Source organism: Mycobacterium sp. 1165196.3 (assembly GCF_001673415.1).
GTDB classification, from domain to species: domain Bacteria; phylum Actinomycetota; class Actinomycetes; order Mycobacteriales; family Mycobacteriaceae; genus Mycobacterium; species Mycobacterium europaeum_A.
Map to the genome: position 1 here is coordinate 1 of NZ_LZLU01000073.1, position 25542 is coordinate 25542.

20 protein-coding genes are annotated in these 25542 nt (G+C 67.9%); 8 read left to right on the top strand and 12 right to left on the bottom strand.

Going from position 1 to position 25542, the window contains the following annotated elements:
* The 3 genes from A5659_RS07345 to A5659_RS07355 form a co-directional block, all read right to left on the bottom strand.
* The coding region (locus A5659_RS07345; protein ID WP_067180091.1) for a fatty acid synthase subunit beta domain-containing protein at positions 1–8618 on the bottom strand (8618 nt) is incomplete at its 3' end.
* Positions 8619–9158: 540 nt separating this feature from the next.
* Positions 9159–9881, bottom strand: a complete 723-nt coding sequence (locus tag A5659_RS07350) for a DUF1906 domain-containing protein (RefSeq protein WP_067021136.1) — start codon at positions 9879–9881, stop codon at positions 9159–9161.
* 90 nt (positions 9882–9971) lie between these two features.
* Positions 9972–10844: a MerR family transcriptional regulator gene (locus A5659_RS07355; protein WP_067180094.1), complete on the bottom strand. Its 873-nt coding sequence runs from the start codon at positions 10842–10844 to the stop codon at positions 9972–9974.
* Positions 10845–10884: 40 nt separating this feature from the next.
* Here A5659_RS07355 and A5659_RS07360 point away from each other — a divergent pair, with 40 nt between their 5' ends.
* On the top strand, positions 10885–12036 hold the full coding sequence (locus A5659_RS07360) for an aromatic ring-hydroxylating dioxygenase subunit alpha (RefSeq protein ID WP_067180097.1): 1152 nt from the start codon (positions 10885–10887) through the stop codon (positions 12034–12036).
* On the opposite strand, the gene A5659_RS07365 is transcribed toward A5659_RS07360, so the two are convergent.
* Positions 12019–13368 (bottom strand): secreted hydrolase, encoded by a 1350-nt coding sequence (locus A5659_RS07365; protein ID WP_067180100.1) that lies wholly within the window; start codon positions 13366–13368, stop codon positions 12019–12021. The two genes, A5659_RS07360 and A5659_RS07365, sit on opposite strands and share 18 nt — an antisense overlap.
* Before the next feature lie 83 nt (positions 13369–13451).
* On the opposite strand from A5659_RS07365, the gene A5659_RS07370 reads away from it, so the two are divergent.
* The gene (locus tag A5659_RS07370; RefSeq protein ID WP_067180103.1) at positions 13452–14918 is read left to right on the top strand and encodes an aldehyde dehydrogenase; all 1467 of its coding nucleotides are present in this window, start codon (positions 13452–13454) and stop codon (positions 14916–14918) included.
* Positions 14919–15036: 118 nt separating this feature from the next.
* On the opposite strand, the gene A5659_RS07375 is transcribed toward A5659_RS07370, so the two are convergent.
* Positions 15037–16281 (bottom strand): HNH endonuclease signature motif containing protein, encoded by a 1245-nt coding sequence (locus tag A5659_RS07375; RefSeq protein WP_067180105.1) that lies wholly within the window; start codon positions 16279–16281, stop codon positions 15037–15039.
* 58 nt (positions 16282–16339) lie between these two features.
* On the bottom strand, positions 16340–16627 hold the full coding sequence (locus tag A5659_RS07380) for a hypothetical protein (protein ID WP_066868849.1): 288 nt from the start codon (positions 16625–16627) through the stop codon (positions 16340–16342).
* An 84-nt stretch (positions 16628–16711) separates the two neighbouring features.
* Here A5659_RS07380 and A5659_RS07385 point away from each other — a divergent pair, with 84 nt between their 5' ends.
* A complete protein-coding gene (locus tag A5659_RS07385) occupies positions 16712–17080 on the top strand; it encodes a hypothetical protein (RefSeq protein ID WP_066868847.1) in 369 nt (122 codons plus the stop codon).
* On the opposite strand, the gene A5659_RS07390 is transcribed toward A5659_RS07385, so the two are convergent.
* From A5659_RS07390 to A5659_RS07415, 6 genes are all read right to left on the bottom strand, one after another.
* Positions 17077–18336, bottom strand: coding sequence for a cytochrome P450 (locus tag A5659_RS07390; RefSeq protein ID WP_067143741.1), 1260 nt, complete (start codon positions 18334–18336; stop codon positions 17077–17079). The two genes, A5659_RS07385 and A5659_RS07390, sit on opposite strands and share 4 nt — an antisense overlap.
* Positions 18337–18371: 35 nt before the next feature.
* Positions 18372–19277 (bottom strand): haloalkane dehalogenase, encoded by a 906-nt coding sequence (locus A5659_RS07395; RefSeq protein ID WP_067180109.1) that lies wholly within the window; start codon positions 19275–19277, stop codon positions 18372–18374.
* Position 19278: 1 nt separating this feature from the next.
* Positions 19279–19764 carry an NUDIX domain-containing protein gene (locus tag A5659_RS07400; protein WP_066868836.1) on the bottom strand — a complete coding sequence of 162 codons (486 nt, stop codon included), beginning with the start codon at positions 19762–19764 and terminating at the stop codon, positions 19279–19281.
* Positions 19765–19770: 6 nt separating this feature from the next.
* On the bottom strand, positions 19771–21126 hold the full coding sequence (locus A5659_RS07405; RefSeq protein WP_067180112.1) for a wax ester/triacylglycerol synthase family O-acyltransferase: 1356 nt from the start codon (positions 21124–21126) through the stop codon (positions 19771–19773).
* A gap of 61 nt (positions 21127–21187) precedes the next feature.
* Positions 21188–21571 (bottom strand): DUF1330 domain-containing protein, encoded by a 384-nt coding sequence (locus tag A5659_RS07410; RefSeq protein ID WP_067180115.1) that lies wholly within the window; start codon positions 21569–21571, stop codon positions 21188–21190.
* A 47-nt stretch (positions 21572–21618) separates the two neighbouring features.
* Entirely contained in the window at positions 21619–22476 is an 858-nt protein-coding gene (locus A5659_RS07415; RefSeq protein WP_067180119.1) for an SDR family oxidoreductase, read from the bottom strand.
* Between the two features lie 115 nt (positions 22477–22591).
* Here A5659_RS07415 and A5659_RS07420 point away from each other — a divergent pair, with 115 nt between their 5' ends.
* From A5659_RS07420 to A5659_RS07440, 5 genes are read left to right on the top strand one after another with little or no spacing between them, the layout of a single operon-like run.
* Positions 22592–23677: a dihydrodipicolinate reductase gene (locus A5659_RS07420; RefSeq protein ID WP_067180123.1), complete on the top strand. Its 1086-nt coding sequence runs from the start codon at positions 22592–22594 to the stop codon at positions 23675–23677.
* Positions 23674–23883 carry a VOC family protein gene (locus tag A5659_RS28435; protein ID WP_067180126.1) on the top strand — a complete coding sequence of 70 codons (210 nt, stop codon included), beginning with the start codon at positions 23674–23676 and terminating at the stop codon, positions 23881–23883. The genes A5659_RS07420 and A5659_RS28435 overlap by 4 nt, the downstream gene beginning before the upstream one ends.
* Positions 23883–24179 carry a VOC family protein gene (locus tag A5659_RS28440; RefSeq protein WP_231997763.1) on the top strand — a complete coding sequence of 99 codons (297 nt, stop codon included), beginning with the start codon at positions 23883–23885 and terminating at the stop codon, positions 24177–24179. The genes A5659_RS28435 and A5659_RS28440 overlap by 1 nt, the downstream gene beginning before the upstream one ends.
* Complete coding sequence (locus A5659_RS07435; protein WP_067143749.1) at positions 24176–24949, top strand: SDR family NAD(P)-dependent oxidoreductase; 774 nt, start codon at positions 24176–24178, stop codon at positions 24947–24949. Before A5659_RS28440 ends, A5659_RS07435 begins: the two co-directional genes overlap by 4 nt.
* The gene (locus A5659_RS07440) at positions 24946–25542 is read left to right on the top strand and encodes a TetR/AcrR family transcriptional regulator (RefSeq protein WP_067180129.1); all 597 of its coding nucleotides are present in this window, start codon (positions 24946–24948) and stop codon (positions 25540–25542) included. The genes A5659_RS07435 and A5659_RS07440 overlap by 4 nt, the downstream gene beginning before the upstream one ends.

Below are 25542 nucleotides of genomic sequence, written 5' to 3' on the forward strand. Positions count from 1 at the left end.
CCGAGCTTGGCCAGCGACCGCGCCAGCGCCGAATCCTTCCCGCCGCGACCGGCACCCAGCGCGCCCAGCCCTGGCGCAGGGATCGAGGTGTGCACGCCGTCGGCGAACGACTGCGCGTAGGCCACCACGGCCAGCACCGGCAGACCCATCTTCAGCGCCAGGTCGCCGCGCGCCAGCAGGATGGTGCCACCGCCCTGCGCCTCGAGGAATCCCAGCCGGCGACGATCGTTGGGCCGGGAGAACTTCGAGTCGTGGATGCCGCGGCCGCGCATCATGGAAGTGTCGGCGGTGGCCGCCATGTCACCGAAGCCGATGATGGCTTCCAGCGTCAGGTCGTCGAATCCACCGGCGACCACCAGCTCGGCCTTGCCGAGCCGGATCTTGTCGACGCCCTCCTCGACCGACACCGCCGCGGTCGCGCAGGCGCCCACCGGGTGGATCATCGCGCCGTAGCTGCCTACGTAACTCTGAATGACGTGTGCGGCAACGACATTCGGCAGAACTTCTTGCAGGATGTCGTTTGGCTTGTTCCGGCCGAGCAGGTTGCCGTGATACATCGTCTGCATCGACGTCATGCCGCCCATGCCGGTGCCCTGCGTGCTGGCCACCAGGCCCGGGTGCACCCACCGCATCAGCTCGGCCGGGGTGAATCCCGAGGACAGGAACGCGTCGACGGTCGCGACGATGTTCCACAGCGCCACCCGGTCGGTGGAGCTGGCCATGTCCTGGCTGATGCCGAAGACGGTCGGGTCGAACCCGGTGGGAATCTGCGCGCCGACGGTTCGCGACAGCTTGGTCTTGCGCGGCACCCGAATCTCGGTGCCCGCCTTGCGGATCACCTGCCAGTCGCTGGAGTCGGGCACCGGCCGGATGATCGTGTGTTCGGGATCGAACTCGACGAACGCGCGCGCGTCGGCCTCCGAGGACACCACGAACGCGAAGTCCTTGTCCAGGAACACCGACACCAGCAGCGGCGAGGCGTGATCGGGGTCGATCGCGCCGTCGTCGACGAATTCCCGGATGCCGCAACGCTCCACGACGGCGTCGTGATAGCGCTCGACCAACTCGGACTCGTCGACCAGGTCACCGGATTGCGTGTCGTACCAACCGGGTTGGGGGTCGTCCTCCCACCGGATCAGGCCGGTGGTCCAGGCCAGCTCCAGGACGCCGGCCGCCGACAGCTCGTTGTCGACCTCCATCTCGAAGCGGGTCCGCGACGAGCCGTAGGGCCCAAGCTCCGCGCCACCGACGATGACCACCAGGTCGGCCGGGTCGACGTCGAGGTCCGCCCATTCCGGAGGCGGCGCCGGGGTGAAGCCACGCGGCGGTGACGGCAGCGCGGCGATGGTGCCCTCGGCGGCGGCCTCGTCGGCCGCGTCGTCCGATGCCGATGTGGCCTGCTCGCGGGCCTTGGCGGCCAGCTCGGCCATGTCGAGGTTGGCCTCGCCCAACCCACCGGTCAGGTCCGCCTTGATCGGCGCACCCGCCGCGGCCACCTTCGACTCGACGTCGCAGAGGGACAGCAGCATTGCCGCCATCTCGTCGGTCGAGTAAGTGGTGACGCCGGCCTCCTCGACCGCGTCCACGATCGCGTCGTTGTGGCCCATCAGCCCGGTGCCGCGGGTCCACCCGATCAGCGCGTGCGCCAGGCTGACCCGGGCCGCCCAGGACGACTCGGCGTGCCAACGACTCACCAAGGCGTCCAGCGCCGACTTGGCCTCGCCGTAAGCGCCGTCGCCGCCGAACATTCCGCGGTTCGGTGAGCCCGGCAGCACGACGTGCAGCCGGGACGCGATGTCGCGCTCGGCGCCGATCTTCGACAGCCCACCGATGAGGCGCTGCACCGCCCACAGCAGCACCTTCATCTCCATCTCGGAGCGAGAGCCGGCCTCGGACAGGTCGCCGGCGACCCGCGGTGCGGCAAACGGGAACAGCAGCGTCGGGGTCTGGGCGTCCTTGATGTGAATCGACTGCGGCCCAAGGCTTTCGGTCTGCTCGGTGCCCACCCATTCGACCAGCGCGTCGATGTCGGAGTAGGACGCCATGTTGGCCGCCACCACCCACAGCGCCGCGCCATACCGGGCGTGGTCACGGTAGAGCCCGCGGTAGAACGCCAGCCGCTCGTCGTCGAGCTTGGACGTGGTGGCGATGACGGTGGCTCCGCCGTCGAGCAAGCGCCCGACGACCGATGCGGCGATCGAACCCTTGGACGCGCCCGTCACCACGGCGACTTCGCTGCTGTACGGGCCCGGGTCCGGGTTCTCGGCCCCGGCCGCGATGCGGCCGTACAACGACGCATGGATCTGACGACCCGCGGACAGGGCCTTGCCCTGCCACCAGGTGGCCTGGGTGGCCACGACATGGCCTGCGCCCTCGAACCTTTCGGACAGTTCCACCCACCGGGCATCGATGTCGCCCTCGTCGGTCAGCCACAGCTTGACCAGGTCCTCGCGCGCGCTGGCCCACCGGTCGTCGAACAGCACGGCCTTCTTCGGATCGAACACCGGTGCCACCAGCCGCGGCCAGTCGGCGCCGAGTTCGGCGGTCACCAGGTCGATGAGCTCGGCGTCGGTGGCCGCGGGCGACGCGCTGACCGGGTCGTCGAGGCCCAGCTGGTTGAGCACCAGGCGCGCCGCCGAGGCCAGCACGCCGTCGCGGCCGGTGATCTGCTCGGTGAATTCGCCCAGCGCGGCGGCGTCGATGGTCGCACCGCCGCCGCCACCGCCCGAAGACGGCAGCGCCACCGCGATACCGCGCCGCGCGGCGACGGATGCCACCGCGGCGTCGATCACCTTGTCGACGGAGGCGGCGTCGGCCAGTGCACCCTCGTGCAGGTGGCCCATGGCGCCACCCCGGACACTGGTGCCCTCGCGGGTTCCCAGCGCGACCTCCACGGTGACGTGCTTGGCCCAACCCTCGCCGAGCTCCCAGGTCTTCTTGACCCGCTCGGCGATGGCGGCGGGCCGCTTACCCGAGGGTCCCAGCACCGTGCGCAACTGATCGTTGATGGCGTCGGAAAGCACTGGGCCGTAAGGCTTGTAGGTGCGAGCCAGCTTGGTGACCTGCGCGCGCAGCCCGGCCAGGTCGGCTTCGGCGGCGCCGTCGATGGCGCCCAGGTTCAGCTCCGAGCCCAGGTCCACCAGCAGCTGGTTGCGTCGCGACGACGCGCCGTCGGTGATCGATTCGATGGAGTCCAGCTCCTCGATCTGGTCGATGCGCATCTTGGCCGACAGCGCGATCAGCGCCAGCGTGGCGTCGGCGGCATCGAACCCGATGTCGTCCGGCCGAGCACCCGACGCCGCTCCGGCGCCAGCCGGAGCGACGGCGGGGGCGACATTAGGCAGGGGCGCCGCCTCCGCCGCGGATGCGGCGGAATCATCCGCCGCCGGCTCGTCCTCCGGCTCCGGCTCGGGGTCGGTGTCGGTGGCGAACAGCACCGCGGCGTCACGCTCGGCGTTGAGCACTTCGACTGTGCTGTGGGCGTATTCGGGCAGCTTGAGGGTGTTGGTGGCCAGGCCCGCGACGGTCGGCGCGGACTTCACCCCGATCTCGACGAACCGCTCCACACCGAGACCGCCAGCGGCCTCCTCGGTGAACAGCAGGTCCTGGGTTTCGATCCAGCGCACCGGGCTGGCGAACTGCCATGCCAGCAGCTCGATCAGGACGATGCGGGCCATCTCGATGCGGCGCTCGGCGAGCCAGGTGTCGTAGTCGGCGAGGATCGGGTCGAGCGGCTCGGCCGGCACCAGGTCGCGGATCTCCTGGATGAAGTCGCGGTCCAGGGTGAACGGACGCGGCACCAGGTTCGGGATGTACCGGCCGATGATGACGTCGGGATCCTTGTCGCGCGGCATGACCCGGTCCAGTGACCGCCGGAACTCCGCCACACCGACCCGCAGCACGCGCGAGTGGAAGGGCACGTCGATGCCGGGCACCAAGATGAATGAGCGCTTGCCGCCGGTGATCTCGCGGCGCCGCTCCACCTCTTCCTCGAGCGCTTCCAGGCCGCGCACCGTGCCGGCGATCGCGTACTGGGAACCGCGCAGGTTGAAGTTGACGATCTCCAGGAACTCGCCCGTGCGCTCGGCGATTTCCGCGACAAAACCCGGCACCTCGTCGTCGGGCAGGTCGATCTGCGACGGCCGGATCGCCGCCAGCCGATAGTTGGACCGGCCCAGCTCGTCGCGCGGCACGATGTCGTGCATCTTCGAGCCGCGATGAAACACGGTCTCCAGCAAGGCTTCCAGCTCGTAGATGCCCGTCACGCAGGCCAGCGCGGTGTATTCACCGACGGAGTGGCCGCAGGCGATCGCGCCCTCCACGAAGGCGCCCTGCTCGCGCATCTCGGCGACCTGCGCGGCGGCCACCGTGGCCATCGCGACCTGGGTGAACTGCGTCAGGTACAGCACGCCCTCGGGGTGGTTGTAGTGCACACCGCTGGCGATGATGCTGGTCGGGTTGTCCCGGACCACGTGCAGCACCGAGAAGCCGAGGGTCTCGCGGGTGAACTTGTCGGCCTTGTCCCACACCTTGCGGGCGGCCTTGGACCGGGCCCGCACGTCCATGCCCATGCCCTTGTGCTGAATGCCCTGGCCGGGGAAGGCGTAGACGGTGTGCGGGGCCGCCAGGCGGGCTGTCGCCGACATCACCAGATCCGATCCGACCTTGGCGGCGACCTCCAAAACCTCGGCGCCCTGGTCGATTCCGACGCGGTCGACGCGGAACGCGACCTCGTCGCCGGGGCGCACCATGCCCAGGAAGCGGGCGGTCCAGCCGATCAGCCGCGCCGGCGGGCGGGCCTGGCCATCGGTGGCGGTCACCGCGTGCTGGGCGGCGGCCGACAGCCACATGCCGTGCACGATCGGCGATTCCAGGCCGGCCAGCAGCGCGGCGGCCCGGTCGGTGTGAATGGGGTTGTGGTCACCGGAGACCACCGCGAACGGACGCATGTCGACCGGAGCGGTGATGGAGACGTCGCGGCGGCGTCGACGCGGGGTGTCGGTCGCGTTCAGCGAGACCGCACCACCCGCACGGGTCGGGTCGGCCAGTTCGGCGGCGCCGGTGCGGCCCAGGATGGCGAAACGCTCGGCAAGGGTGGCGATCACCTGACCGTCGGTGTCGGCGATGGTCACCGAGACGGGGACCACGCGTCCCATGTCCGTGTCGATGGCCGCCGAAGCCGTTGCGGCGATGGTCAATTGGGACCGGACCTTCGGCAGGCTGCCAACCATGTGGGCGGCGTGATCCAGGTGCACCAGGCTCAGCAGGCCCTCGACGACCGGGACGCCGGCATCGGTGACGGCCGAGCCGATCGCCGAGAAGACGGCCGGCCAGCATGGCCCGACGAGCGCGTCGGGCACGGTGGTGAGGCTGGGCGCCAACGGTTCTCCGAAGGTTGCCGTGACACCGGTGTGGTCGGCGACCCGCTCGGGGTCCCAGTCGACGGTGACGGTGGCCGTGCCGTCGGTCACCGCGGGCAAGAAGTCCGGGCCGTCGACGCCCGCCGCGATGGCCAGCACCGCCCGCATGGCCGTGGCGGCGTCCTCGGTAGAGACCACCGGGGTGGCGCCGTCAACGGTGTTGGGCGGCAACGTGAATGGGATGTCGATCCAGGTGCCCGAGACGGGCACACTGAGGACGACGCGGTCGCCTTCGACCTGCAGCCGCGCCCCGGTGGACGAATGGGTGGCGCGGCGGCTCTCGGGTCCGTCGTGCACCAGCCACTCGGCGGGGTCGGCGATGCGATGCACCGGGTTGGTCGCGGTGCGACCGGCCCACTGGACGTCGGGGGCGTCCAGCACGACGGCCAGCGGCCCGGTGACGTCGGCGCGACCGGTCCGGCGTGACGTGACGGCCTTGGGCTCCAGTCCGGCGGCGAGCGCCTCGTCGATGGCCGCCTGCTCGAAGCGGTCCAGTAGCTCACCGATGGGCTCGTCCATCCGGGTGATGCCGGCGACGGCCGCGGTGCCCGGGATGATGCAGACCTGGTCGGCGTCGTAGCGGGCGTCGTGCGCCTGCCAGAGCGAGTCGCTGCGCCACCAACGCCGCACGTCCTTGTCGATCACCGGCACGAAGTTGACCGGCTTGCCCGGCGTCTTGCACAGGGTGACGAAGAACGGCACGTCGGCCGGGTGCAGCTGGACCGTCTCGGCGTCGGGGTAGCGGTCGAGCAGCAGGTCAATCGCCGCCCCGGGGTTCTCCAGCAGGGCCTCGTCGTTGTACAGCGTCTCGATGGGGCCGAAATCCTGTGGGGCCAACCGCGCCTCGGCGCGTTGCAGCATCTGCTGGAAACGGTCGCGCCAGGTGTCGGCCAGCCACGGGCTGCCCGGCGAGGCGGTGTCGGCGGTGGAATCGCCGTCGCCGATGGCCAATTCGACGTAGCGCTGCAGCCATTGCAGGTAGGTCATCTCACCGACATCGCCGAAGTACGGCTTGGCGGTGTTGGCCATCGCGGCGATGATCTCGTCGCGACGCTCCGCGACGGCGTCCGCGTCACCGGCGACCTCGTCGAGCAGCCGGCCGCACCGCGAGGCGCTGTTGTCGATCTCGTGGATGTCCGCGCCGAGCTGGCTGCGGCTGGATGCCATTCCGCCCGAGGCTTTCCCGGCGCCGATCCACTGGTCGGTGCCCTGGGTTTCGACCAGCATGCGCTTGACCGACGGCGAGGTGGTCGCCTCCTTGGCGGCCATCGCCGCGGTGCCGACCAGGATGCCGTCGATGGGCATCAGCGGGAAGCCGTACGCCTGCGCCCAGCGCCCGGACAGGTATTCGGCCGCCCGCTCGGGCGTGCCGATGCCGCCGCCGACGCAGACGGTGATGTTGGGGCGCGACCGCAATTCCGAGTAGGTCGCCAACAGCAGGTCGTCGAGGTCTTCCCAGGAGTGGTGACCACCGGCGCGCCCGCCCTCGATGTGCGCGATCACCGGCTTGGTGGACACCTCGGTCGCGATGCGGATCACCGAGCGGATCTGCTCGACGGTGCCGGGCTTGAAGACGACGTGACTGATGCCGACCTCGCCGAGCTCCTCGATCAGCTCGACGGCCTCCTCCAGATCCGGGATGCCGGCGCTGATGACCAGGCCGTCGATGGCCGCGCCGGACTGCCGCGCCTTTTGCACCAGCCGCTTGCCGCCGACCTGCAACTTCCACAGGTACGGGTCCAGGAACAGCGCGTTGAACTGGTAGGTGCGGCCGTCCTCGAGCAGCCCGGCCAGCTGCTCGACGCGGTCGGCGAAGATCTCCTCGGTGACCTGCCCGCCACCGGCCAGCTCGGCCCAGTGACCGGCGTTGGCCGCGGCGGCCACGATCTTGGCGTCCACGGTGGTCGGGGTCATGCCGGCCAGCAGGATCGGCGAACGGCCGGTCAGCCGGGTGAATTTCGTCGAGAGCTTGACCCGCCCGTCGGGCAGGCGAACCAGCGTCGGGGCGTAGCTCGACCACGCCCGCGCCACCTCGGGGACGGCCCCGACGGTGAACAGGTTGCGCTGACCACCGCGGGTGGCGGCCGGCACGATGCCCACGCCCAGGCCGCGGATCACCGGCGCGGTCAACCGGGTCAGGATGTCGCCGGGGCCCAGGTCAAGAATCCAGCGAGCGCCCGCGTCGTTGACCCGGCTGATCTCCTCCACCCAGTCGACTGGACGCACCAGGATCGACTCGGTGAGCTGGCGGGCCAGCTCGACGTCCAGGCCGACCTTCTCGGCCCAGCCGCCGACGATGTCGATGCCGTCGGCCAGCCGGGGCGTGTGGAAGCCCACCTCGACCTGCACCGGATCGAAGACCGGCGCGAAGACGTCGCCGCCGCGCAGCTTGTTCTTCCGGTCGGCCTCTTCCTTCTCCGAGATCTGCTGGCAGTACAGCTCGAAGCGGGACAACTGTTCCGGGGTGCCGGTGATGACGACCGAACGGCGGCCGTTGCGGATGGACAGGACGGGCGGCAGAACGGTGCGCACGTCCTGCGCGAACTCGTCGAGCAGCCGGCCGATGCGGTCGGGATCGGCGTTGGTGACCGACACCATCGGCGGGCGGTCGCCGAGGACCGAGATGCCGCGCCGGCGGGCCACCAGGGTCCCGGCCGCGCCGATCAGCTGGGCCAACGCCAGCAGCTCGACGTCGCGCGCGCCCCCGGCCTTGAGCGCCTCGACGGCGAGCACGCCCTGGGAATGTCCGGCCACGGCCACCGGGGGCGTCGCCTTGAGGTCCATCCCTTGGCGCGCCAGCGCGCGCACGGCCGCGATCTGGGTGAGCAGCACGCCCGGTATCGACACCGCGGCCGAGGTCAGGTGCTTGTCCGAGGGGACCGGATCTTCGGCCGCCAGGGCACGCACCCAGGTCAGCGGCTCGAAGCCGATCGGGCGGACCACGACGAGCTCCTTGGCCACCGGCTCGAGGACCAGGTTCACCTCGCCGACCAGCGTTGCCAGGTCGGACTCGATACCGGCCGACGACACCAGCTCTTCGAGGGTCTCCAGCCACGCGCTGCCCTGGCCACCGAATGCGACCGCGTAGGGCTCGCCGGCCGTCAGGCGGTCGACAAGGGCGTGGGTGTCCCCGGCGTGTGGGGCCTTGCCTTGGCCGTCGCGGTCAGCGGACACCCGGTCGTGCTCGTGGATCGTCACCTTGTCTGTCTCCCCTGTATGCGTCTTTAGGTCTCGTCGCCTGGCGATCACCACCGCCTGGCGGGCTTGGCGTCGATGCGGCGTGGTTCAGCGTCGAATCACTAGCCGGGAAACGGCTGGCCGGTGTGTTGTCGGCGGACCGCCCGAGTGGTGCACGGCGGCGCGACGGACTCCATCGGCTGTACTAAGAGTGTCATAAGGATCGGCGCTTGTTTCGCGTGCTGATTGGTTACTGGTGAGTTCTACGCATGGGTAACCGTGTCCTGGGTAACACGCGGTTTCACCGACAGCGCGGACCCGATTCACAAACCCGCTGCGTGCAGGTGGTTACGGTCGAGTAGCTACAACTGCGCAGATCAAAGCAGTCTTGTTATCGAATCGTTACATAAAAATTTTGCGCCGCGGAGTGCCGTCGCGGCGCCCTCGGCGGCATCGGACGGCCGATGGCCGCGCGCACCCGTCGGGAAAACGAGCGAACGAGTGTTTGCTGGAAACTTTAAGAGTCGGCGTCCGGGCCGGGCCGGACGGCGGGATCGGAGACTAGGCCCACTGCCCGAATTGGGGCTTGAGGATCTCGTTGATGTCCACGCCGACGCCGCCGACGCTGCGTTTGTCGATTTCAACCTGGTGCAGGTTGGCCGCCGGGTGAGCGTACCCCTTGGGTGAACCCCAGTTGTGCTGCCAGAAGTAAGAGCCCAATCCGTCGTGCAGCGCCCAGTCGATCGTTTTCGAATTGGCGTACACGCCTGTGCGCTGATGACCGATCACCGACTCCCACGACCGCAGGTACGGCGCCACCTGGCTCTTGTACTGCTCGTAGGAGGGATCGTCGTCGATCGAGGCGTAAATGGGTGCGCTGGCGGGCCCACCGGCCGCGGCGTGCAGCTGCATCCCGCGCTGCGCGTGCTGCAGACCCGCGCTGGCACCGCCCAGCCAGTCCGCGGTGCTGGCCTTGCCGTACTGGTAGCAGGACACGATTTTGAGGCCATTGCTGTTGAGGTCATGCGCTTCGGCGACCTGGATCGGCTTGCCGAGCATCCAATTGCCGCCGGGGCGGCGGTCCGAGACATACCGGATCGCCCCCACCGCGCCCGCGGCCCTGATCTGGCTGGCCGGAATGACGCCGGCCGCGTAGTCCAGCAGGGTGCCCAGCGAGCCAGACGCCGGTGCGGCGCTCAGCGATGCGCCCGCAGCGCCCAGGCCCAGCAGGGCGGGGGTTGCGGCCGCGAATTTGAGCAGGTCACGTCGCGAAACGGAGGACACAAGCCACAGGGTACGACATAGACCCCATGTGACACATTGATCACACGAGTCACATGTGCATCACAGTGCCGCATCGTTCGTTTGAATGGATCAGGGCGCGGGCAGCACGATGACGCTCACCGCCTCCAGTCCGCGACGAGCGGTCTGCTGGGCGATCTCCTCGATGAACAGCGCTGCCGCCGGGCTGATCGATGCCGCCCAGGCGCGGAACCCCTGCACGATCACCGGGTCGTGCTCCAAGAGCGGTTGCACTCCCCGCAGCACGCCGACCACGTCGTCGGGCAGCGGGTCGGTCAGCTGCTCGTCGATCCAACGGCGCGCAAGCTCCGCCGCCGCCGACTCGTCGTCGCCCAGCGCGATCACGTCGGCGGCCAGGTTGCGCAACCGACCGAACAGCACCTCGTGGCCCGGCGTCTCGGCCAGTCGCGACAGCAACGTGCTGGCCGCGTTCGGCAGCACCATTTGCCCGAACAAGGCGGGAACCGGTAGCTCCCACTCGTCGAACAGGTCCGCGTACATCGCGGCGACGGGCGCCGACAGCGGCGCGCTGAGCCGTCCGATCACGCCAATGCTGTCGCGGTGCGTCGTCGCCAACCGGTGCAGGATGTGCTCGTTGAGGTCGGCGCCGGAACACTGGGTGGCGGCGCAGGATTCGTCGATGGCCCGGATCAGTTGGTCGAGCCGCTCACGTTCCTGGATCAGCAGCGTACGGTGCTGGTCGAGCAGGCCGGCCAGCGTGCTGTGTCCGCCCTCCATCAGCCGGGCGATGTCGTTGATACCGACACCGAGGCTTCGCATCAGGTCGATGCGCAACAAATCGAGAACCTGCTCGACGCCGAAAACGCGGTAGCCGTTGGACAGATGTTCTGCGCGCAGCAACCCAATTTTCTCGTAATGGCGAATACGGCCGGAAGCGATGCCGGTCAAGGCCGTGACGTCGCCGATCAGCAACTGCTCAGCCACTCCTTGACCTTACAACTGTTACAAGGTCTGTACTGGGCGGATGCAACACGGTCAGCTGATCGACCTGACCCGGCGCGCGTTGAAGTTGGCGCGGGACAAGACGACCGACCTCGCACCCGGCCAGCACACCGTCGACGCGCGGGACTACACGGGTGTCGAGCGACACGACCGGGATCGCGCCATGCTGCTCGCCAGTCCTCAACTGGTCGGCTATGTCTCGGAACTTCCCGTCCCCGGCGCGTATTGCACCAAGACGGTGATGGGGCGGTCCGTCCTGCTGACCAGAACCTCCGAGGGATCGGTCAAGGCGTTCGACAACGTGTGTCTGCACCGTCAGTCACAGGTGGCGACGGGATGCGGCATCGCCAAGCGGTTCACCTGCCCCTACCACGCCTGGACGTACGACAACACCGGGCACTTGGTGGCACTTCCGGGGCGTGAGGGGTTCCCGGAAGTGACCGTCAAGTCCGACGGCCTGACCGAACTCCCGGCCACCGAGTTCGCTGGATTCCTCTGGGTGGCACTGGATCCCGGGGCGACATTGGATGTGGCCGCACACCTGGGCCCGCTCGCCGAGGAACTGGACTCCTGGGGCATCGGGCGCTGGTCGCCGCTGGGCGAGAAGGTGCTGGACTCCGCGATCAACTGGAAACTGGCCATCGACACATTCGCCGAGAACTACCATTTCGCCACCGTCCATCAACAGACCTTCGCCACCGTTGCGCGCAGCAACTGCACGCTGTTCGACTCCTACGGGCCGCACCACCGGTTGATCTTCCCGCTCAACACCATCCTCGAGCTCGAGGACGTGCCGGAGGATCAGTGGAATCCGTTCCACAACATGGTGGTGATCTATGCGCTGTTCCCCAACATCGTGCTGTCGGTGACCATCGCCAACGGTGAGCTGTTCCGCGTCTACCCCGGCGACCGGCCCGGCAGGTCAATCACCGTGCACCAGAACGCAACTCCGCAGGACCTCTCCGACGAGGCGGTGGCCGCCGGGGCTCAGGCCATCTTCGAATATGCACATGCCACCGTGCGCGACGAGGACTACCGGCTGGTCGAGCGGCTGCAAGCCAATCTGGAGTCCGGAGTCCGCGATCACCTGGTGTTCGGCCGCAACGAGCCGGGTTTGCAGCATCGCCACATCACGTGGGCCCGCGCGCTTTTGCGCTCAGCCGCCGTCGACTGACAGCACCGCGATAAGATCGTCGAGAAGCTTTGCCAGCGCGTCGTTTTCGACGGGCGCCGAGCTGAACAGCAGCTCAACGGCGTCCTTGCGGCGCCCGGCGGCCACCAGGGGTACCAGCTGATCCACCATCCTCTGCAGTCGGGGCTCCGGCGGTGTCAGGTTCGCGACAGTGGTGGACAGCACCTCGACGAGTTCCCAATCCCGGTATAGCGCCAGCGAGCGTTCGTTGAACGCGAAGCCCGTCACCGGTTCTCCCCACATGGTCCCACGGTAGCGGTAGGGGCCTTCCATGTATTCGATCGGCAGCCCGTGCGCCGGGGCGGACACCAGCGGCTCGCCAACGAGATCTAATTGCAGTGTGGGACAGGTGATCCGGTGCCGATCCGGCATATACCGCGCCGGGGCGAGTGGTCGCACCAGCGGTCGCATGGCCTCCGGCCATCGCACGTAGCTGCTGACCGTGACCTCGATGTCTTCGGCGCATTGCGGCGCGATCGTGGGGTCTGGGTGGCTTGTCGTGATTCCGGTAAACGGTTGCAGCGCATTGCCATCTGTGCGGTCGAACTGGCGCCAGATGCTCAGGTCGACGCCGTTGTCGAAGTTGATCGTGCGCCATTCGTGCGACCTGGCCCGCGGGTCTCCCCCGGATCCACCTCCGCCGGCGTACTTCGGGAACCACTGCCTGTCGACGTGCCCGCTGGTGCCGGACACCTGCGCCACCACGTCCCCCCAGCGCAAGGTGCCGGTCATCGCCATTCCGGTCTGGAAATAGGAATAGGTGTCGCTTTGACCGAAGCAGACGATCTTTCCGTTGTACGTCGACGCACCCACCGGTGTCGGTGCGCGCGTTGGTGATACGGCCAGATCCAGTCGCATGGGCCGGCCGGACTGATCCGTTCCGACCAGGCTCACGCGGTACGTGTAGGGCAACAGTTCGCCATCGCCGTTACGACTGGTCGTCCACGACGCGGTACCCGCGCCGCTGTGATAGTTGATGTCGAGGTGGCCCGACGCCATCGTCAGCTTGGGCTGGGCCCCCGGCTCCATATTGGCCGGCGGCATGTCGTAGTCCGTGAAGGTGCCGTAGTCGCCGGTGTCGAGGTCGAACAGCGCCAGCGTGTAGAAGTCCGCGACCACCGTGCCCCCGGGCCGGTTCTTGTTGAAGATGGTCAGGAAGGCAAACGATCGATCGGTCTCGGCGGCGTCGAGCTGGCCGGCGATGAACCAGGTGTCCGATTCCTGGTCGGCATGTTCGCCTTCCGCGGCGGGAAACTCCAACTGGTCGTCGCCGGGCACCAACTGAAACGGGTAACTGCGCCAATCGCTGGTCATATCGGGCCTCGCTGCTTTTTTCGCTATGTTAGCGTGAATAGCGAAATTGCGGTCGCGGTCCGATCCCCTGAGGAAGTGCCCCGATGACAGAGACTTCCGGCCATCGCTCCTATAACGAGGTGTTCATTGGGGGCCAGTGGCGCAAGCCGGCTAATCCCCAGCAGCTCGCGGTGATCTCGCCGCACTCGGAGGAGCCGGTCGGGCACGTCCAAGTCGCCGGCCCCGAGGACGTCGAGGCGGCCGTCGCGGCCGCACGGTACGCGTTCGATCACGGTCCGTGGCCACGGCTGAGCCATGCCGAACGGATGGCCAAGGTCGAACAGCTCGCCGGAATCTATGCCGGCCACGCCGACGAGATGGCCGATCTCATCACCGACGAGATGGGGTCGCCGCGCAGCTTCAGCCGGATGGGCCAGGGTGCGGCCGCGGCGGCGCTGATGCACCTGTCGCTGGCCGCCGCCCGCGAGTTCCCGTGGCAGGAACGCCGCCAGGGCGTGCTCGGCGAGGTGCACCTGCGCAGAGCTCCGGTCGGAGTGGTCGGGGCGATCGTGCCGTGGAATGTACCGCAGTTTCTGATCATGCCCAAGCTGATCCCGGCGCTGATCGCGGGCTGCACGGTCATCATCAAGCCCGCTCCCGAAACCCCGTTGGACGCCTTGTGGTTGGCCGAGATGATCGAGCAGATCGGGTTGCCCGACGGCGTGGTGTCGGTGCTGCCCGGCGGTCCGGAGATCGGTGAGGCGCTGGTGCGCCATCCCGGCGTGGACAAGATCGCGTTCACCGGTTCCAGCGCCGTCGGGCGCCGGATCGCCGCGCTGTGCGGCGAGCAGCTGAAGCGGGTCAGTTTGGAGCTGGGCGGCAAGTCCGCGGCCATCATCCTCGACGACGCCGACATCGACAAGACGGTGGCCGGACTGAAGTCCGCGGGCCTGATGAACAACGGCCAGGCGTGCGTGGCGCAGACCCGGATTCTGGTGAGCGACCGCAAGCACGACGAGGTCGTCGACGCGCTGGCCGGCATGATGTCGGCGCTCAAGGTCGGCGACCCGGCCGACGAGTCGACGGACATCGGACCCCTTGTCGCGCAACGGCAACAGCGCCGCGTCCAGGACTACATCAAGTCCGGCCGCAGCGAGGGCGCTCGCGTCGTGCTCGGTGGCGAGCAGAGCCCGTCCGAGCGCGGCTGGTACGTGCAGCCGACGTTGTTCGCCGACGCCACCAACGACATGCGCATCGCCCGGGAGGAGATTTTCGGTCCGGTGCTGACCGTGCTGCGCTACCGCGACGAGGACGACGCGATCCGCATCGCCAACGAAACCGATTACGGCTTGGCCGGTTCGGTGTGGACCGCCGACATCGAGCATGGCCTGCAGGTCGCGGCTGCGGTCCGCACCGGGACCTACGGCATCAACATGTACACCTTGGACATCGGCGCACCCTTCGGCGGCTTCAAGCAATCCGGCATCGGCCGCGAGTTCGGGCCGGAGGGGCTGCACGAGTACGTCGAGCTGCAGACGCTGATAGCCAAGGGGCAGCTGCCGCCGCTATAGGTTTTGCGGGTGTCGGGCACCGCACGGACGACGCGGTAGGCGGCCGGGCATGTTCGGTTATTGGATGCCGCAACATCTTTGAGCTTCAAGGCGTTGCCGGTAGTGACCGGTACCGCCGCTAGTTGGTTGTCGGTGGTGGTTGGGGTTGGAAGGGTGTGTACCACCACCAGTCGGCGCGTTCGCCGATCGGTCCCGGACACGGCGCCACCGCGGGCGGGGGCCCCGTGGGTGGGCGCGCCAGCGATCCCGGGCTCAGTACTTGGCCTTCGTCGTCGCGGACCACGAGTGCGTGTGCGGGCCCGCTGATGGTGATGACACCGCGATGATGTGACCGGTGATGGTAGGGACAGAGCAGCACCAGGTTGGCCAACTCGGTGGGGCCGCCGTCTTCCCAGTGCCGCAGGTGATGGGCGTGCAGACCGCGGGTGGCACCACAACCCGGCACCACACAGGTGCGGTCGCGATACTCCAGCGCGCGGCGCAGCCGCCGGTTGATCACCCGCGTCGCGCGCCCGGCACCGATGACCTCGCCGCGGCGTTCGAACCAGACCTCACCAGTGGCATCACAAGTGAGGTAGCGGCGGTCGGCATCGGTAAGCAGCGGACCCAGATGCAGCGCCGCGGTGGGTTTTTCCACGTCGAGGTGCACCACCACGGTGGTGTGCTGCCCGTGCGGGCGCCGCGCCGCCTCGGCGTCCCACCCGGCCTGCACCAGCCGCATGAACGCCTCGACCGTGCCCGGCACCGGCGGCCGCTGATCACCCGCGCCGGTGGCCTGATCGTGTTTCCACTCGGCGATCAGCGCCTCACGATGCGACGCCAACGCCGCGTCGAACTTCGCCGCATCGGGGGGCGGAAGCGTGATCCGGTAACAGCTGCCGTGCTCGGTGCTGGTCGTGGTGATCGAGCGTTCGGGCTCGCGCTGCGGTTCGGGGTCGGGCCGCGGTTCGAGCTTGACCGCGGTACGCAACTGGTTCACCGTGGCCACCGCGGCGAGCTCTGCGTAGTGGTCATCAGAACCCTCGCCAGCCCGCGCCGCGATCACCCCAACCTGGTCCAGCGACAGCCGGCCCTCCCGCATGCCCTGAGCGCAGCGCGGAAACTCCTCAAGCCGGCTCGCAATCGTGGCGATCGTGCGCGCATTCCCCGACGAACACCCCATCTTCCAAGCCACCAACGCCGGCACCGACCGCGCCCCGGTCATCCCGCACAACTCGTCGCGGTCAATCTCGGCCACGATCTCCACGACGCGCCCATCAATCGCGTTGCGCTGACCGGTCAGCTCCGCCAGTTCGTCAAAGAGCTCCTCGAGACGTTCCTTCGGGGACGCTTCGACGCTGGCGGCAGTCGCGGTCGGGGACATGACGCCATCATCGCAACCGGGTACGACAAATCACGGCCGCCCAAACCATGTTCCCGGCTCAGTCGATGTGCGTCGGTGGATCGGCGAAGGTGAAATCCGAGGGCTGCTGGCCGGGACCCATCAGGCCGCAGTGATTGTCGGGCACGAGGTAGGAACTGGCGCCATTGGGAACCAGGCGGGTGACCGCGACGCAACGTTGCCAGGTGCCGTCGGGCTGGACGGGGCCGTCGCACTTGCTGAGAACGGGTCCGCCGTACTGGCAGCCGGCGCCGGCGGGCGGCGCCGAGGCAATCAGCCCTGCGGCCGTCAGCAGGGCAGCCGTTCCACCAACGATGCTGCGCTTCATGGTTGCCTCCCGTCACGACGCTACCGCTTGGGTAAGCGGTTTTGGTCTCGTTTAAGCCCCGACTACAGCGGGCACGCGGCCACCATGTCAGTCACAGCCTTTCAAGATCTGCCGTTGGCCGATCGTGACCGCAAGTGGGACGGTGACGCGGCCGAGAAGCGGGTGCGTAAGTGGGCCGATGCCCAGGACGGTCCGAACCAGAAGTACCGCGACGCCCACGTCTGGTACGACGGCGACAAAAAGGACAATTTCACCGCCTACAAGCTGCTGATCGCCGACGTCATCGACGGCGACCTCAAAGCCGTGCCACGCGGCGTGATGGCGGCCGGCGCCATCATGGACGGCGCGCGGGGCGGTATCGACGTGCCCACGGCCGATGTCGATCGGATCAAGAGCCACTTGGCGAAGTACTACAAGAAGATGGACGAAAGCCCGCCGTGGGAGCGGGATTAGACCGCGACCATCAGCTGCGACAGCCCGCGCAACGTGACGTTGGTCTTGTACCGCGGCTCGCCGTCCAACCGGGCGTTCGGGAAACGCGCCGTCACCGCCGACAGCGCCACACCGGCTTCCAGCCGGGCCAGCGGCGCGCCCAGGCAGTAATGTGCTCCACGACCGAACCCCAGGTGCCGCATGGCTTTTCGATCCGGGTCGAAGACGTCGGGACGGTCGTATTCGGCGGGGTCGCGCTGGGCGGCGGCGGTCAGCAGCATCATGATGTCGCCGGCGGGCACCTCGATGCCCCCAATTGCCATGTCGTCGGCCGCAGTTCGGGCGATCATCTGCACCGGCGGGTCGTAGCGCAGCGTCTCCTCGATGACCGCCGGGGCGCGGTTGGCGTCGGCGCCGAGGGCGATCCATTGCGGCGGTTGGCGCAGCATCGCCAGGACGGCGTTGCCGATCAGGTTCACGGTGGTCTCGTGACCGGCGACCAGCAATAGGACGCAGGTGGACACGATCTCCTCCTCGGTCAGCTGGTCGCCCGACTCTTCCACGGCGATCAGACCCGACATCAGGTCGTCACCGGGGCGCGAGCGTCGCCGGTCGATCAGGCCGTGCAGGTAGGCGCGCAACCACATTCCGGCATCCATCCGCTCCTTGAGGTTGTCCGACGGCGTTCCGGTGAAGGCGACGAACGGGTCCAGCGATTGGGCCAGTAGCGCGGACACCCGGCTGAAATGCGGTTCGTCCTCGAGCGGTACGCCGAGCAATCGGCAGATGACCGCCACCGGCAGCGGGTAGGCGAGGTCCTCGACCACCTCGAACCGCCCCTTTTCGGCGATCCGGTCCAGCAAGCCGTCTATCAGCGTGCTGATGTCGGGTTGCAGCGCGCTCACCACCTTCGGCGCGAAGGCCTTGCTGACCAGTTTGCGCAGCCGCGTGTGGTCCGGCGGGTCCAGGAACAAGAACCCCGGCGGCGTCTGCGGCGGCGCCTCGGCACCCGCCTCGAGCAGCTGCTGGGTCTGCGCCTCGATCTGTGCGCGGGCGGCGGTCGACTTGAGCCGGTCGTTGCTCGATGACGGGTGGCGCAACGCGTCGTCGCAGTCGCGGTAGTTCGCGAACACCGCGAGGTTGCCCTCCGGCAAGGCGAACGCTCCCCGTTCGCGAAACTGCGCGAACAGCGGGTAGGGGTCGGCCCGGACCGCCGGGTCCAGCAGCCGCACCAACAATTCGTCGGGTCTGGTGGACTCGGTCGGCGCGGTCGTCATGCTGACATTGTGCCCGCCGCCCGGCAGCGCCCAACTCAGCGGCGCAAGAACTCCGCGATGTGGCCGGCCAGTTCCTCTCCGGCGTCCTCCTGCAAGAAATGCCCGGCGCCCCGGATCACCGGATGATCGATTCCCTGCGCGCCGCGCATCTCTCGCTGAAAGATCGCGGCCATCGGCCCGGTGATCGGGTCGCTGTCGCTGAACGCGACCAGCATGGGTGTCGCGCTCGTCGACAGCCTGGCCCACGCGGACTTGTTCGCCGCCGCGGCGGGATCGTCCGGCGACGTTGGTACCAGGCCGGGCATGGCGCGTGGCCCCGCGCAGTAGTCGTCAGTGGGGAACGGCGCGTCATAACCGGCCCGCACCCGCTCGCTCAGCCGCGTGCGACAACCGCCCGCGACGAACGCGCCGACATCCAGCGTCGGAGCCGAGGTGATGGCTTCGCGGAAGCGCCACCAAACATCGGCCATGGGCTGCTCGCCGTTGGGCAGCCCGGTGTTGGCGACGACCACCCGGGCAAAACGTTCCGGATGCTCCGCGGCGAGCCGCAATCCGATCAACCCGCCCCAGTCCTGACCCACCAGGGTGACGTTGCGAAGGTCAAGCACATCGAAGGCCGTCGCCCGCATCCACTCGACATGGCGCGCGTAGCTGTGGTCTTCGCGGCGGGTCGGCTTGTCCGAGCGGCCGAACCCGACGAGGTCGGGGCAGATCACGCGATGGCCGGCGGCGGCCAGAATCGGAATCATCTTGCGGTACAGGTACGACCACGACGGTTCGCCGTGCAGCATGAGAATCGGGTCGGCGCTGTCCGGGCCGTCCTGAACCCACGCCACGCGCAGTACGCCGCCTTCGTCGTCGGGCACCTCGCAATACCTTGGCGGGTAGGGGAACTCGGGCAGCCCGTCGAACCGGTCGTCGGGTGTTCGCAACGTTTGCATGTCAGGCTCCCTCGGACAGTCCGGCCACGCCCGGGTCCGCCATCAACCGGTCGAGAAAGCCGTGCTGGCCCTTCAATAGTTTGGTCCGCGCGGTTGCCATCGCGAACCATCCCACGCGGTCGACCTCGGGGAACTCGCGCAGCTTGCCCGATCCTTTCGGCCATTCCAGTTCAAAAGTGTTGCTGCGCGCATCGGTGATGTCGAGGTCGCTGCCGACGGCGAAAGCGGTCACTACCTTGCCGCCAGACTGTTTCAGCTGACCGAGGTCGACGCGCGGTCCGGGTGGCACCGGCAGACCCAGCTCCTCGGTGAACTCGCGCTGCGCGGCCACCCAGGGCTCCTCCCCGTCGGTGTACTCCCCTTTCGGGATCGACCATGCGCCGTCGTCCTTGCGGACCCAGAACGGTCCGCCCGGATGCGCGAGCAACACCTCGACGACGCCATCGCGGATCCGAAACAGCATCACACCCGCGCTCAGCTTCGCCATCGAATCCTACGCTCCGACAGCGCGTTCCAGGTCCTTCAGGGAGGACTCCAGATGCGCGAGCAGGCGTTGCAGGTGCGGCACACTGCGCCGGCATCCCACCAGACCGAAGTCCAGATTCCCGGCGTTGTTGGCCAGGGTGATGTTCAGCGCTTGGCCGTCCAGCGCGATGGACAGCGGGTAGTTGCCGTCGAGCCGGGCGCCCCCGTAGTAGATCGGCTGCGTCGGCCCCGGCACGTTGGAAATGATGATGTTGAACGGGGGTGACGTCGATGTCACCCAGCCCGGAACCGCCGCCAACGCCAGCGCCGACGTATTGACGGCGGACAGCGCCAGTGCCTGAAGCCGCGGCAACTGCGAGAACACCTTCTTGTTGCTGCGCATCGACTCGCTGATGGTCAGCAGACGTTGCGCCGGGTCGTCGGTGTCGGTCGCGAGGTTGCACAGAATGGCCCCGACCAAATTGCCACCGGTGTCGGCCTCCTCGTCGGTGCGCAGGCTCACCGGGACCATCGCGATCAGCGGCGTGTCGGGTAGCGCGTCCTGCTCGAGCAGGTAGTAGCGCAGGGCGCCCGAGCACATGGCCAACACGACGTCGTTCACCGTGACCCCCGCGGCCTTCTTCACGGTTTTGATGCGGTCCAGCGACCAGGACTGCGCGGCGCAGCGGCGAGCGCCGCCGATCTTGACGTTCAACATGGTCTTCGGCGCCCCGAAGGGCAACGTCAGCTGCTGCTCCAGCAGCGCGGCACGCGCCAGACCCAGCGTCGAGGGTGCCAGTGCCGCAACGGATCCCGCGGTCCGGGCGAGTGAGCGCAATGGAGATGACGGGCCGGATTTGCGCTTGGGTTTGCGCAGTCCCCACGGGGCGCGGATCTCGAGGTCGTCGGGGTCGGTCGACAGCGCGCGCTGCATCAGCTTCTGGGCCGAGACACCGTCGATCAGCGCGTGGTGGACCTTCGTGTAGATAGCGAACCGGCCGTCTTTCAGACCTTCGATGATGTGGGTCTCCCACAGCGGGCGGTGCCGGTCCAGCAGGCTGCTATGCCACCGCGACGTGAGTTCGAGCAATTCGCGGACGCGTTTGGGCGACGGCAGCGCCGAACGCCGGACGTGGTAGTCGATGTCGACGTCGTCGTCGTACGACCAGCCCAGGCTGGCGATGCCGCCGACGAAGCTCGCGGGATGTTTGCGAAACGTGGGCTGGAAATCCCGCTGAGCGACCAGGCTCTTATAGAGGTCGCGAACGAAGCCGCGGCCGGCGCCCGGCGGGGGCTCGAACAACTGCAAGCCTCCGACGTGCATGGGATGTTCGCGAGATTCTCCCAGCAGGAAGATCGCGTCGGTGGGCTTTATCAGTTCCATCCACCCATTAGACCCATTTCGGCCTGATCCGGAAAGGCGTAGCGCGATCGGACGCGTCAGCTCACTCGGAGGCCATCGTCCATGTCGAGGTCGCGATCAGGTCTCCGCGGTCCAGGCCGGCGGCGCGATGCTCGTGCACCTTCGCATACTCCGGGGTCGTCACCATGTCGATGAAGGCCTGCGGGGCCGGATATTCGACGATGAGAATCGCGTCCCACCAAGGGTGTTCGCCATCGCCGATGACCACCGACGGTGCTCCCCCGGCATAACGCAGGGTGGCGCCCACCCGCTCGAGATGGGGAACCACTTCCCGGCCGTATTGCAGGTAGCTCTGCAGCCCGCCCTCGGGTTTGAACTTGAGCAGGTTGACCATCACCACCGGTTCATCGGCCGGTCGCGCGGCGAGCGCGGCGAACTGCTCGGGCGTGGGCTCTAGACCGCTCATGTGAATCTCCTTGCGCTGGTTCTGGTCTGGCCGGATGCCGAAGGCGGTCAGAGCAGGTCGGTGATCGTCTTCAGTCCCGCCTCGTAGAGCACACCGGGAAGCATGCCACCGTCGCATTCAATGGTGGTGCCGTTGACGAAGTCGGCCTGACCGCCGACCAGGAAGACGCAGACCCGTCCGACCTCCGCGGGTTCGCCGGCTCGGCGCAACGGGACGGCGGCGAAATACCTTGCGCCATCGGGGTCGTCCTTGGGCAGCACGAACGATCGGAAGTTCTCGGTCATCGTGGGCCCCAGGGCGATGCAGTTGACCCGCACCTTGGGTCCCCACTCTTCGGCCAGCGACCGGGTGAGGTGATTGAGGCCGCTTTTGGCCGCCCCGTAGGAGACCAGCGTTGGCGATCCGGCAGGATGGCCGGCGCCGCTGGAGATGTTGATGACGCAGCCCACCCCATCCTGGTTCTGCATCTGCCGATAGGCGCGGATCGCGAACCATAGCGGGCTGATCAGGTTCATCTGCACGGCGAACGAGTGAAACAGGGCGGTGCGCGCGTAGTCGTCGTCGGCGGCGGGCGCGCCCTGAATACGTTGCACCAGTTCGGGAATGCTCTCGGCGTGGGGCGCCGGAACGGTGCCGCCCGCATTGTTGACCAGGATGTCGACCCGGCCGTGGGTGGCCACGACATCCGCGACGAACGCGTCGATCGAGCGGTAGTCGCCCTGGTCGCACACCTTTTGCGAGGCCCGGTGCGCCCAGTCCGGTTCGATGCCGGGGATCGCGTCCAGCGGTGAGCGCGAGCAGCCGATCACGGTCGCGCCGGCGCGAAGTAGTTCATGGGCGATGCCCACGCCCACGCCGCGGCTGGTGCCGGTGACGATCGCGATTTTGCCCTCGAGGACGCTCATCACAGACCCTCTCCCGAAACCGTCGATTGTTGACAGTCACTGTCAGCGAGACATAGCCTGCCATCTCATTCGTCGGTGTGTAAAGGCCGCGCACCGTCCGCCCGGGAGGTCAATGATGAGTAGCCCGTCCAAGCTTCGTGTCATCCAATGGGCCACCGGGGGCGTGGGCAAGGCGGCGATCGCGTGCGTCATCAATCATCCTCGGCTGGAGCTGGTGGGGTGCTGGGTGCACAGCTCGGACAAGGACGGCGTCGACGTCGGCAAGATCATCGGGACCGGTGAACTCGGCGTCACCGCCACCACGAGCATGGACGAGATACTGGCGCTGGACGCCGACTGCGTGATGTACAGCCCGCTGATACCCAACGACGACGAAGTGATCGCGATCCTGCGCTCGGGCAAGAACGTGGTCACACCCGTCGGGTGGGTCTATCCCGATCCGGCCAACAAGCGTCACCGGGCCGTTGCCGAGGCCGCTACGGAAAGCGGTGTGACGCTGCATGGTTCGGGCATCCACCCGGGGGGCATCACCGAGCGGTTCCCGCTCATGGTGTCCTCGCTGTCGTCTGCGGTGACGCACGTGCGGGCCGAGGAGTTCTCCGACATCCGCACCTACAACGCACCGGACGTGGTGCGCCACATCATGGGATTCGGCGGCACCCCCGAGGAAGCTACCCAAGGACCGATGGCCGGCCTTCTCGAAGCGGGCTTCAAACAATCCGTGCGAATGATCGCCGACCACATGGGATTTCGCATCGATCCCAACATCCGGACGATCCAGGACGTCGCCGTGGCGACCGCCGACATCGACTATGACCCCTTCCCGATCACGACCGGCACCGTGGCCGCGCGCCGGTTCCGCTGGCAGGCGCTCGTCGACGGCGAACCGGTCATCACCGCGGCCGTCAACTGGCTGATGGGCGAGGAGAATCTGGAACCGGCCTGGAATTTCGGCGGGCGGGGTGAACGTTTCGAGGTGGAGATCACCGGCGACCCCGACGTGAACCTCACCTTCAAGGGTCTGCAACCGGAGACGATCGCGGAAGGACTGGTGAAGAATCCGGGCGTCGTGGTCACCGCCAATCACTGCATCAACGCCATTCCCGACGTCTGCGCGGCCGGGCCGGGCATCAAGACCTACCTCGACCTGCCGCTGTTCGCCGGGCGCCCCGCCCCTGCACTCGCCGCGGAAAAACCGTGACCGGCAAGGGCGTCCTCGACGACGTCTCGTTCTGTCACCTCGTCGTCGGCGTCACCGACATGGACCGCGCGCTGGCGTTCTACCGCGACGTGCTCGGCATGGAGGTCGTCTTCGAAACCCTCATCTCCGGGAGCCCTTCGACGCGGTACTGCATGCGACCCGTAAGCAGGAAGGCCGGGTCGTCGGCGGGCTGCTGGGCGGGCTGATGATCGAACTGCTGTCAATCGGCGCAAATCCGCCCGACCACAAGCCGGCACGCCGGGGCATCACCGGCATCCATAATGTGTCGCTGTCGGTCACCGATCTCGACGACACCCACCGCCGCGTCATCGACGCCGGCTACACCCCCGACCAGGTGCCCTTCGAGATCGGCGGCGTCCGAATGTTTTTCGTCAAGGACCCGGACGGCACACCGGTGGAGTTCATCGAACTCCCCAACGGCGCGCGCAGTACCTACGAAATGCATCGCGGTGTGCAGCTGCAGATGGGACCGGTCAGATGAGCTACAGCCACCCCGATTCCATGCGCGGACACGTCGCGATCGTCACCGGCGCCGCCCAGGGCGTCGGTAAGGGCGTCGCGACCGCGCTGCTCGAACGCGGCGCGAAGGTGCTGCTGGTCGATATCCAGGAAGAGGTTCTGGACAGGACCTGCGCCGAGCTCAAGGCGATCGGACCGGCCGAACAACTGGTCGCGAACCTGCGCGACCCGCAGAGCGCGCAGCGGATCGCGGCCGCTGCGGTCGACGCCTTCGGCACGGTGCACGGCCTGGTCAACAACGCCATCGCGACCAACGAACCCAAGGCGTTCGTCGACATCACCACCGAAGACCTGGCGCTGGGCTACGACGTGGGTCCCCGCGCGACCTTCCTGCTGATGCAGGCCGTACACCCGCTGATGGTCGAGGCCGGCGGTGGGTCGATCGTGAACCTCGGTTCGGGCACGGGCACCGGCGGTGAACCGAAGTGGGGCGGCTATGCCGCGGCCAAGGAAGGCATCCGCGGGTTGTCGAAGGTGGCGGCCCTGGAATGGGGTCGCGACAACATCCGCGTCAACGTGATCTGTCCCTTTGCCGAATCCGACGGGGTCAAGTTCTGGAAGTCGTTCGCGCCCAAGGAATACGACAAGGCCGTGGGCCGGGTGCCGATGAAACGCATCGGCGATGTCCGCACCGACGTGGGGGCGCTGGTGGCGTTCCTGCTCGGCAGTGACGCCACGTTCATCACCGGGCAGACCATTCACGTCGACGGCGGGATCGGCTGCTTCCGATGAACGGCGAGTCGCTCCGCGACCGGCAGCGCGCACAGATCCGGGCCGATATCCGGCGCGCGGCGTTCCGCCTGTTCGTCGAGCGCGGGTACGACGCGGTCACCACCGAGGAAATCGCCACGGCCGCCGGGGTTTCCCCGCGCACGTTCTTCCGGCATGTGCCGGCGAAGGAGGAGCTCCTCCTGGCACCGGTGCGATACGGCGGGGCCGCGATCGTCAATCTTCTCGAGGGCCGGCCCGCCGGCGAGTCACCCGATGTCGCGCTGATCAATGCCATCGTCACGCGGACCCGCTCGTTCGAGCAGACCGACACCGAAGAATGGCGCGAAGCCCTGCTGGTGGTCCCCGACCTGCTCGACAAGGTCACGGTGCACCGGCCCGCCGACAAGGAGCGGGCCACCAAACTCATCGCCGAGCGGATGGGCGTCGATCCGGACACCGATTTGCGCCCCGGCCTGTTGGTTCAACTCGCCTTCGCGGCAGCCGATTTCGGATTCCAACAATGGGTGCGACTGTCCGGGAAGCCGCGGCCACTGGATAGTTACGTCACCGATGCCCTGGAGGCGGTCAAAAGTCCGCATTGGAAACGCAAGTAG

Excerpts from the sequence above, each read along its gene's own strand:
- A5659_RS07360 (WP_067180097.1), top strand. The coding sequence starts at position 10,885 with ATGCAACACGGTCAGCTGATCGACCTGACCCGGCGCGCGTTGAAGTTG.
- A5659_RS07365 (WP_067180100.1), bottom strand. The coding sequence starts at position 13,368 with ATGACCAGCGATTGGCGCAGTTACCCGTTTCAGTTGGTGCCCGGCGAC.
- A5659_RS07370 (WP_067180103.1), top strand. The coding sequence starts at position 13,452 with ATGACAGAGACTTCCGGCCATCGCTCCTATAACGAGGTGTTCATTGGG.
- A5659_RS07375 (WP_067180105.1), bottom strand. The coding sequence starts at position 16,281 with ATGTCCCCGACCGCGACTGCCGCCAGCGTCGAAGCGTCCCCGAAGGAA.
- A5659_RS07380 (WP_066868849.1), bottom strand. The coding sequence starts at position 16,627 with ATGAAGCGCAGCATCGTTGGTGGAACGGCTGCCCTGCTGACGGCCGCA.
- A5659_RS07385 (WP_066868847.1), top strand. The coding sequence starts at position 16,712 with ATGTCAGTCACAGCCTTTCAAGATCTGCCGTTGGCCGATCGTGACCGC.
- A5659_RS07390 (WP_067143741.1), bottom strand. The coding sequence starts at position 18,336 with ATGACGACCGCGCCGACCGAGTCCACCAGACCCGACGAATTGTTGGTG.
- A5659_RS07395 (WP_067180109.1), bottom strand. The coding sequence starts at position 19,277 with ATGCAAACGTTGCGAACACCCGACGACCGGTTCGACGGGCTGCCCGAG.
- A5659_RS07400 (WP_066868836.1), bottom strand. The coding sequence starts at position 19,764 with ATGGCGAAGCTGAGCGCGGGTGTGATGCTGTTTCGGATCCGCGATGGC.
- A5659_RS07405 (WP_067180112.1), bottom strand. The coding sequence starts at position 21,126 with ATGGAACTGATAAAGCCCACCGACGCGATCTTCCTGCTGGGAGAATCT.
- A5659_RS07410 (WP_067180115.1), bottom strand. The coding sequence starts at position 21,571 with ATGAGCGGTCTAGAGCCCACGCCCGAGCAGTTCGCCGCGCTCGCCGCG.
- A5659_RS07415 (WP_067180119.1), bottom strand. The coding sequence starts at position 22,476 with ATGAGCGTCCTCGAGGGCAAAATCGCGATCGTCACCGGCACCAGCCGC.
- A5659_RS07420 (WP_067180123.1), top strand. The coding sequence starts at position 22,592 with ATGAGTAGCCCGTCCAAGCTTCGTGTCATCCAATGGGCCACCGGGGGC.
- A5659_RS28440 (WP_231997763.1), top strand. The coding sequence starts at position 23,883 with ATGATCGAACTGCTGTCAATCGGCGCAAATCCGCCCGACCACAAGCCG.
- A5659_RS07435 (WP_067143749.1), top strand. The coding sequence starts at position 24,176 with ATGAGCTACAGCCACCCCGATTCCATGCGCGGACACGTCGCGATCGTC.
- A5659_RS07440 (WP_067180129.1), top strand. The coding sequence starts at position 24,946 with ATGAACGGCGAGTCGCTCCGCGACCGGCAGCGCGCACAGATCCGGGCC.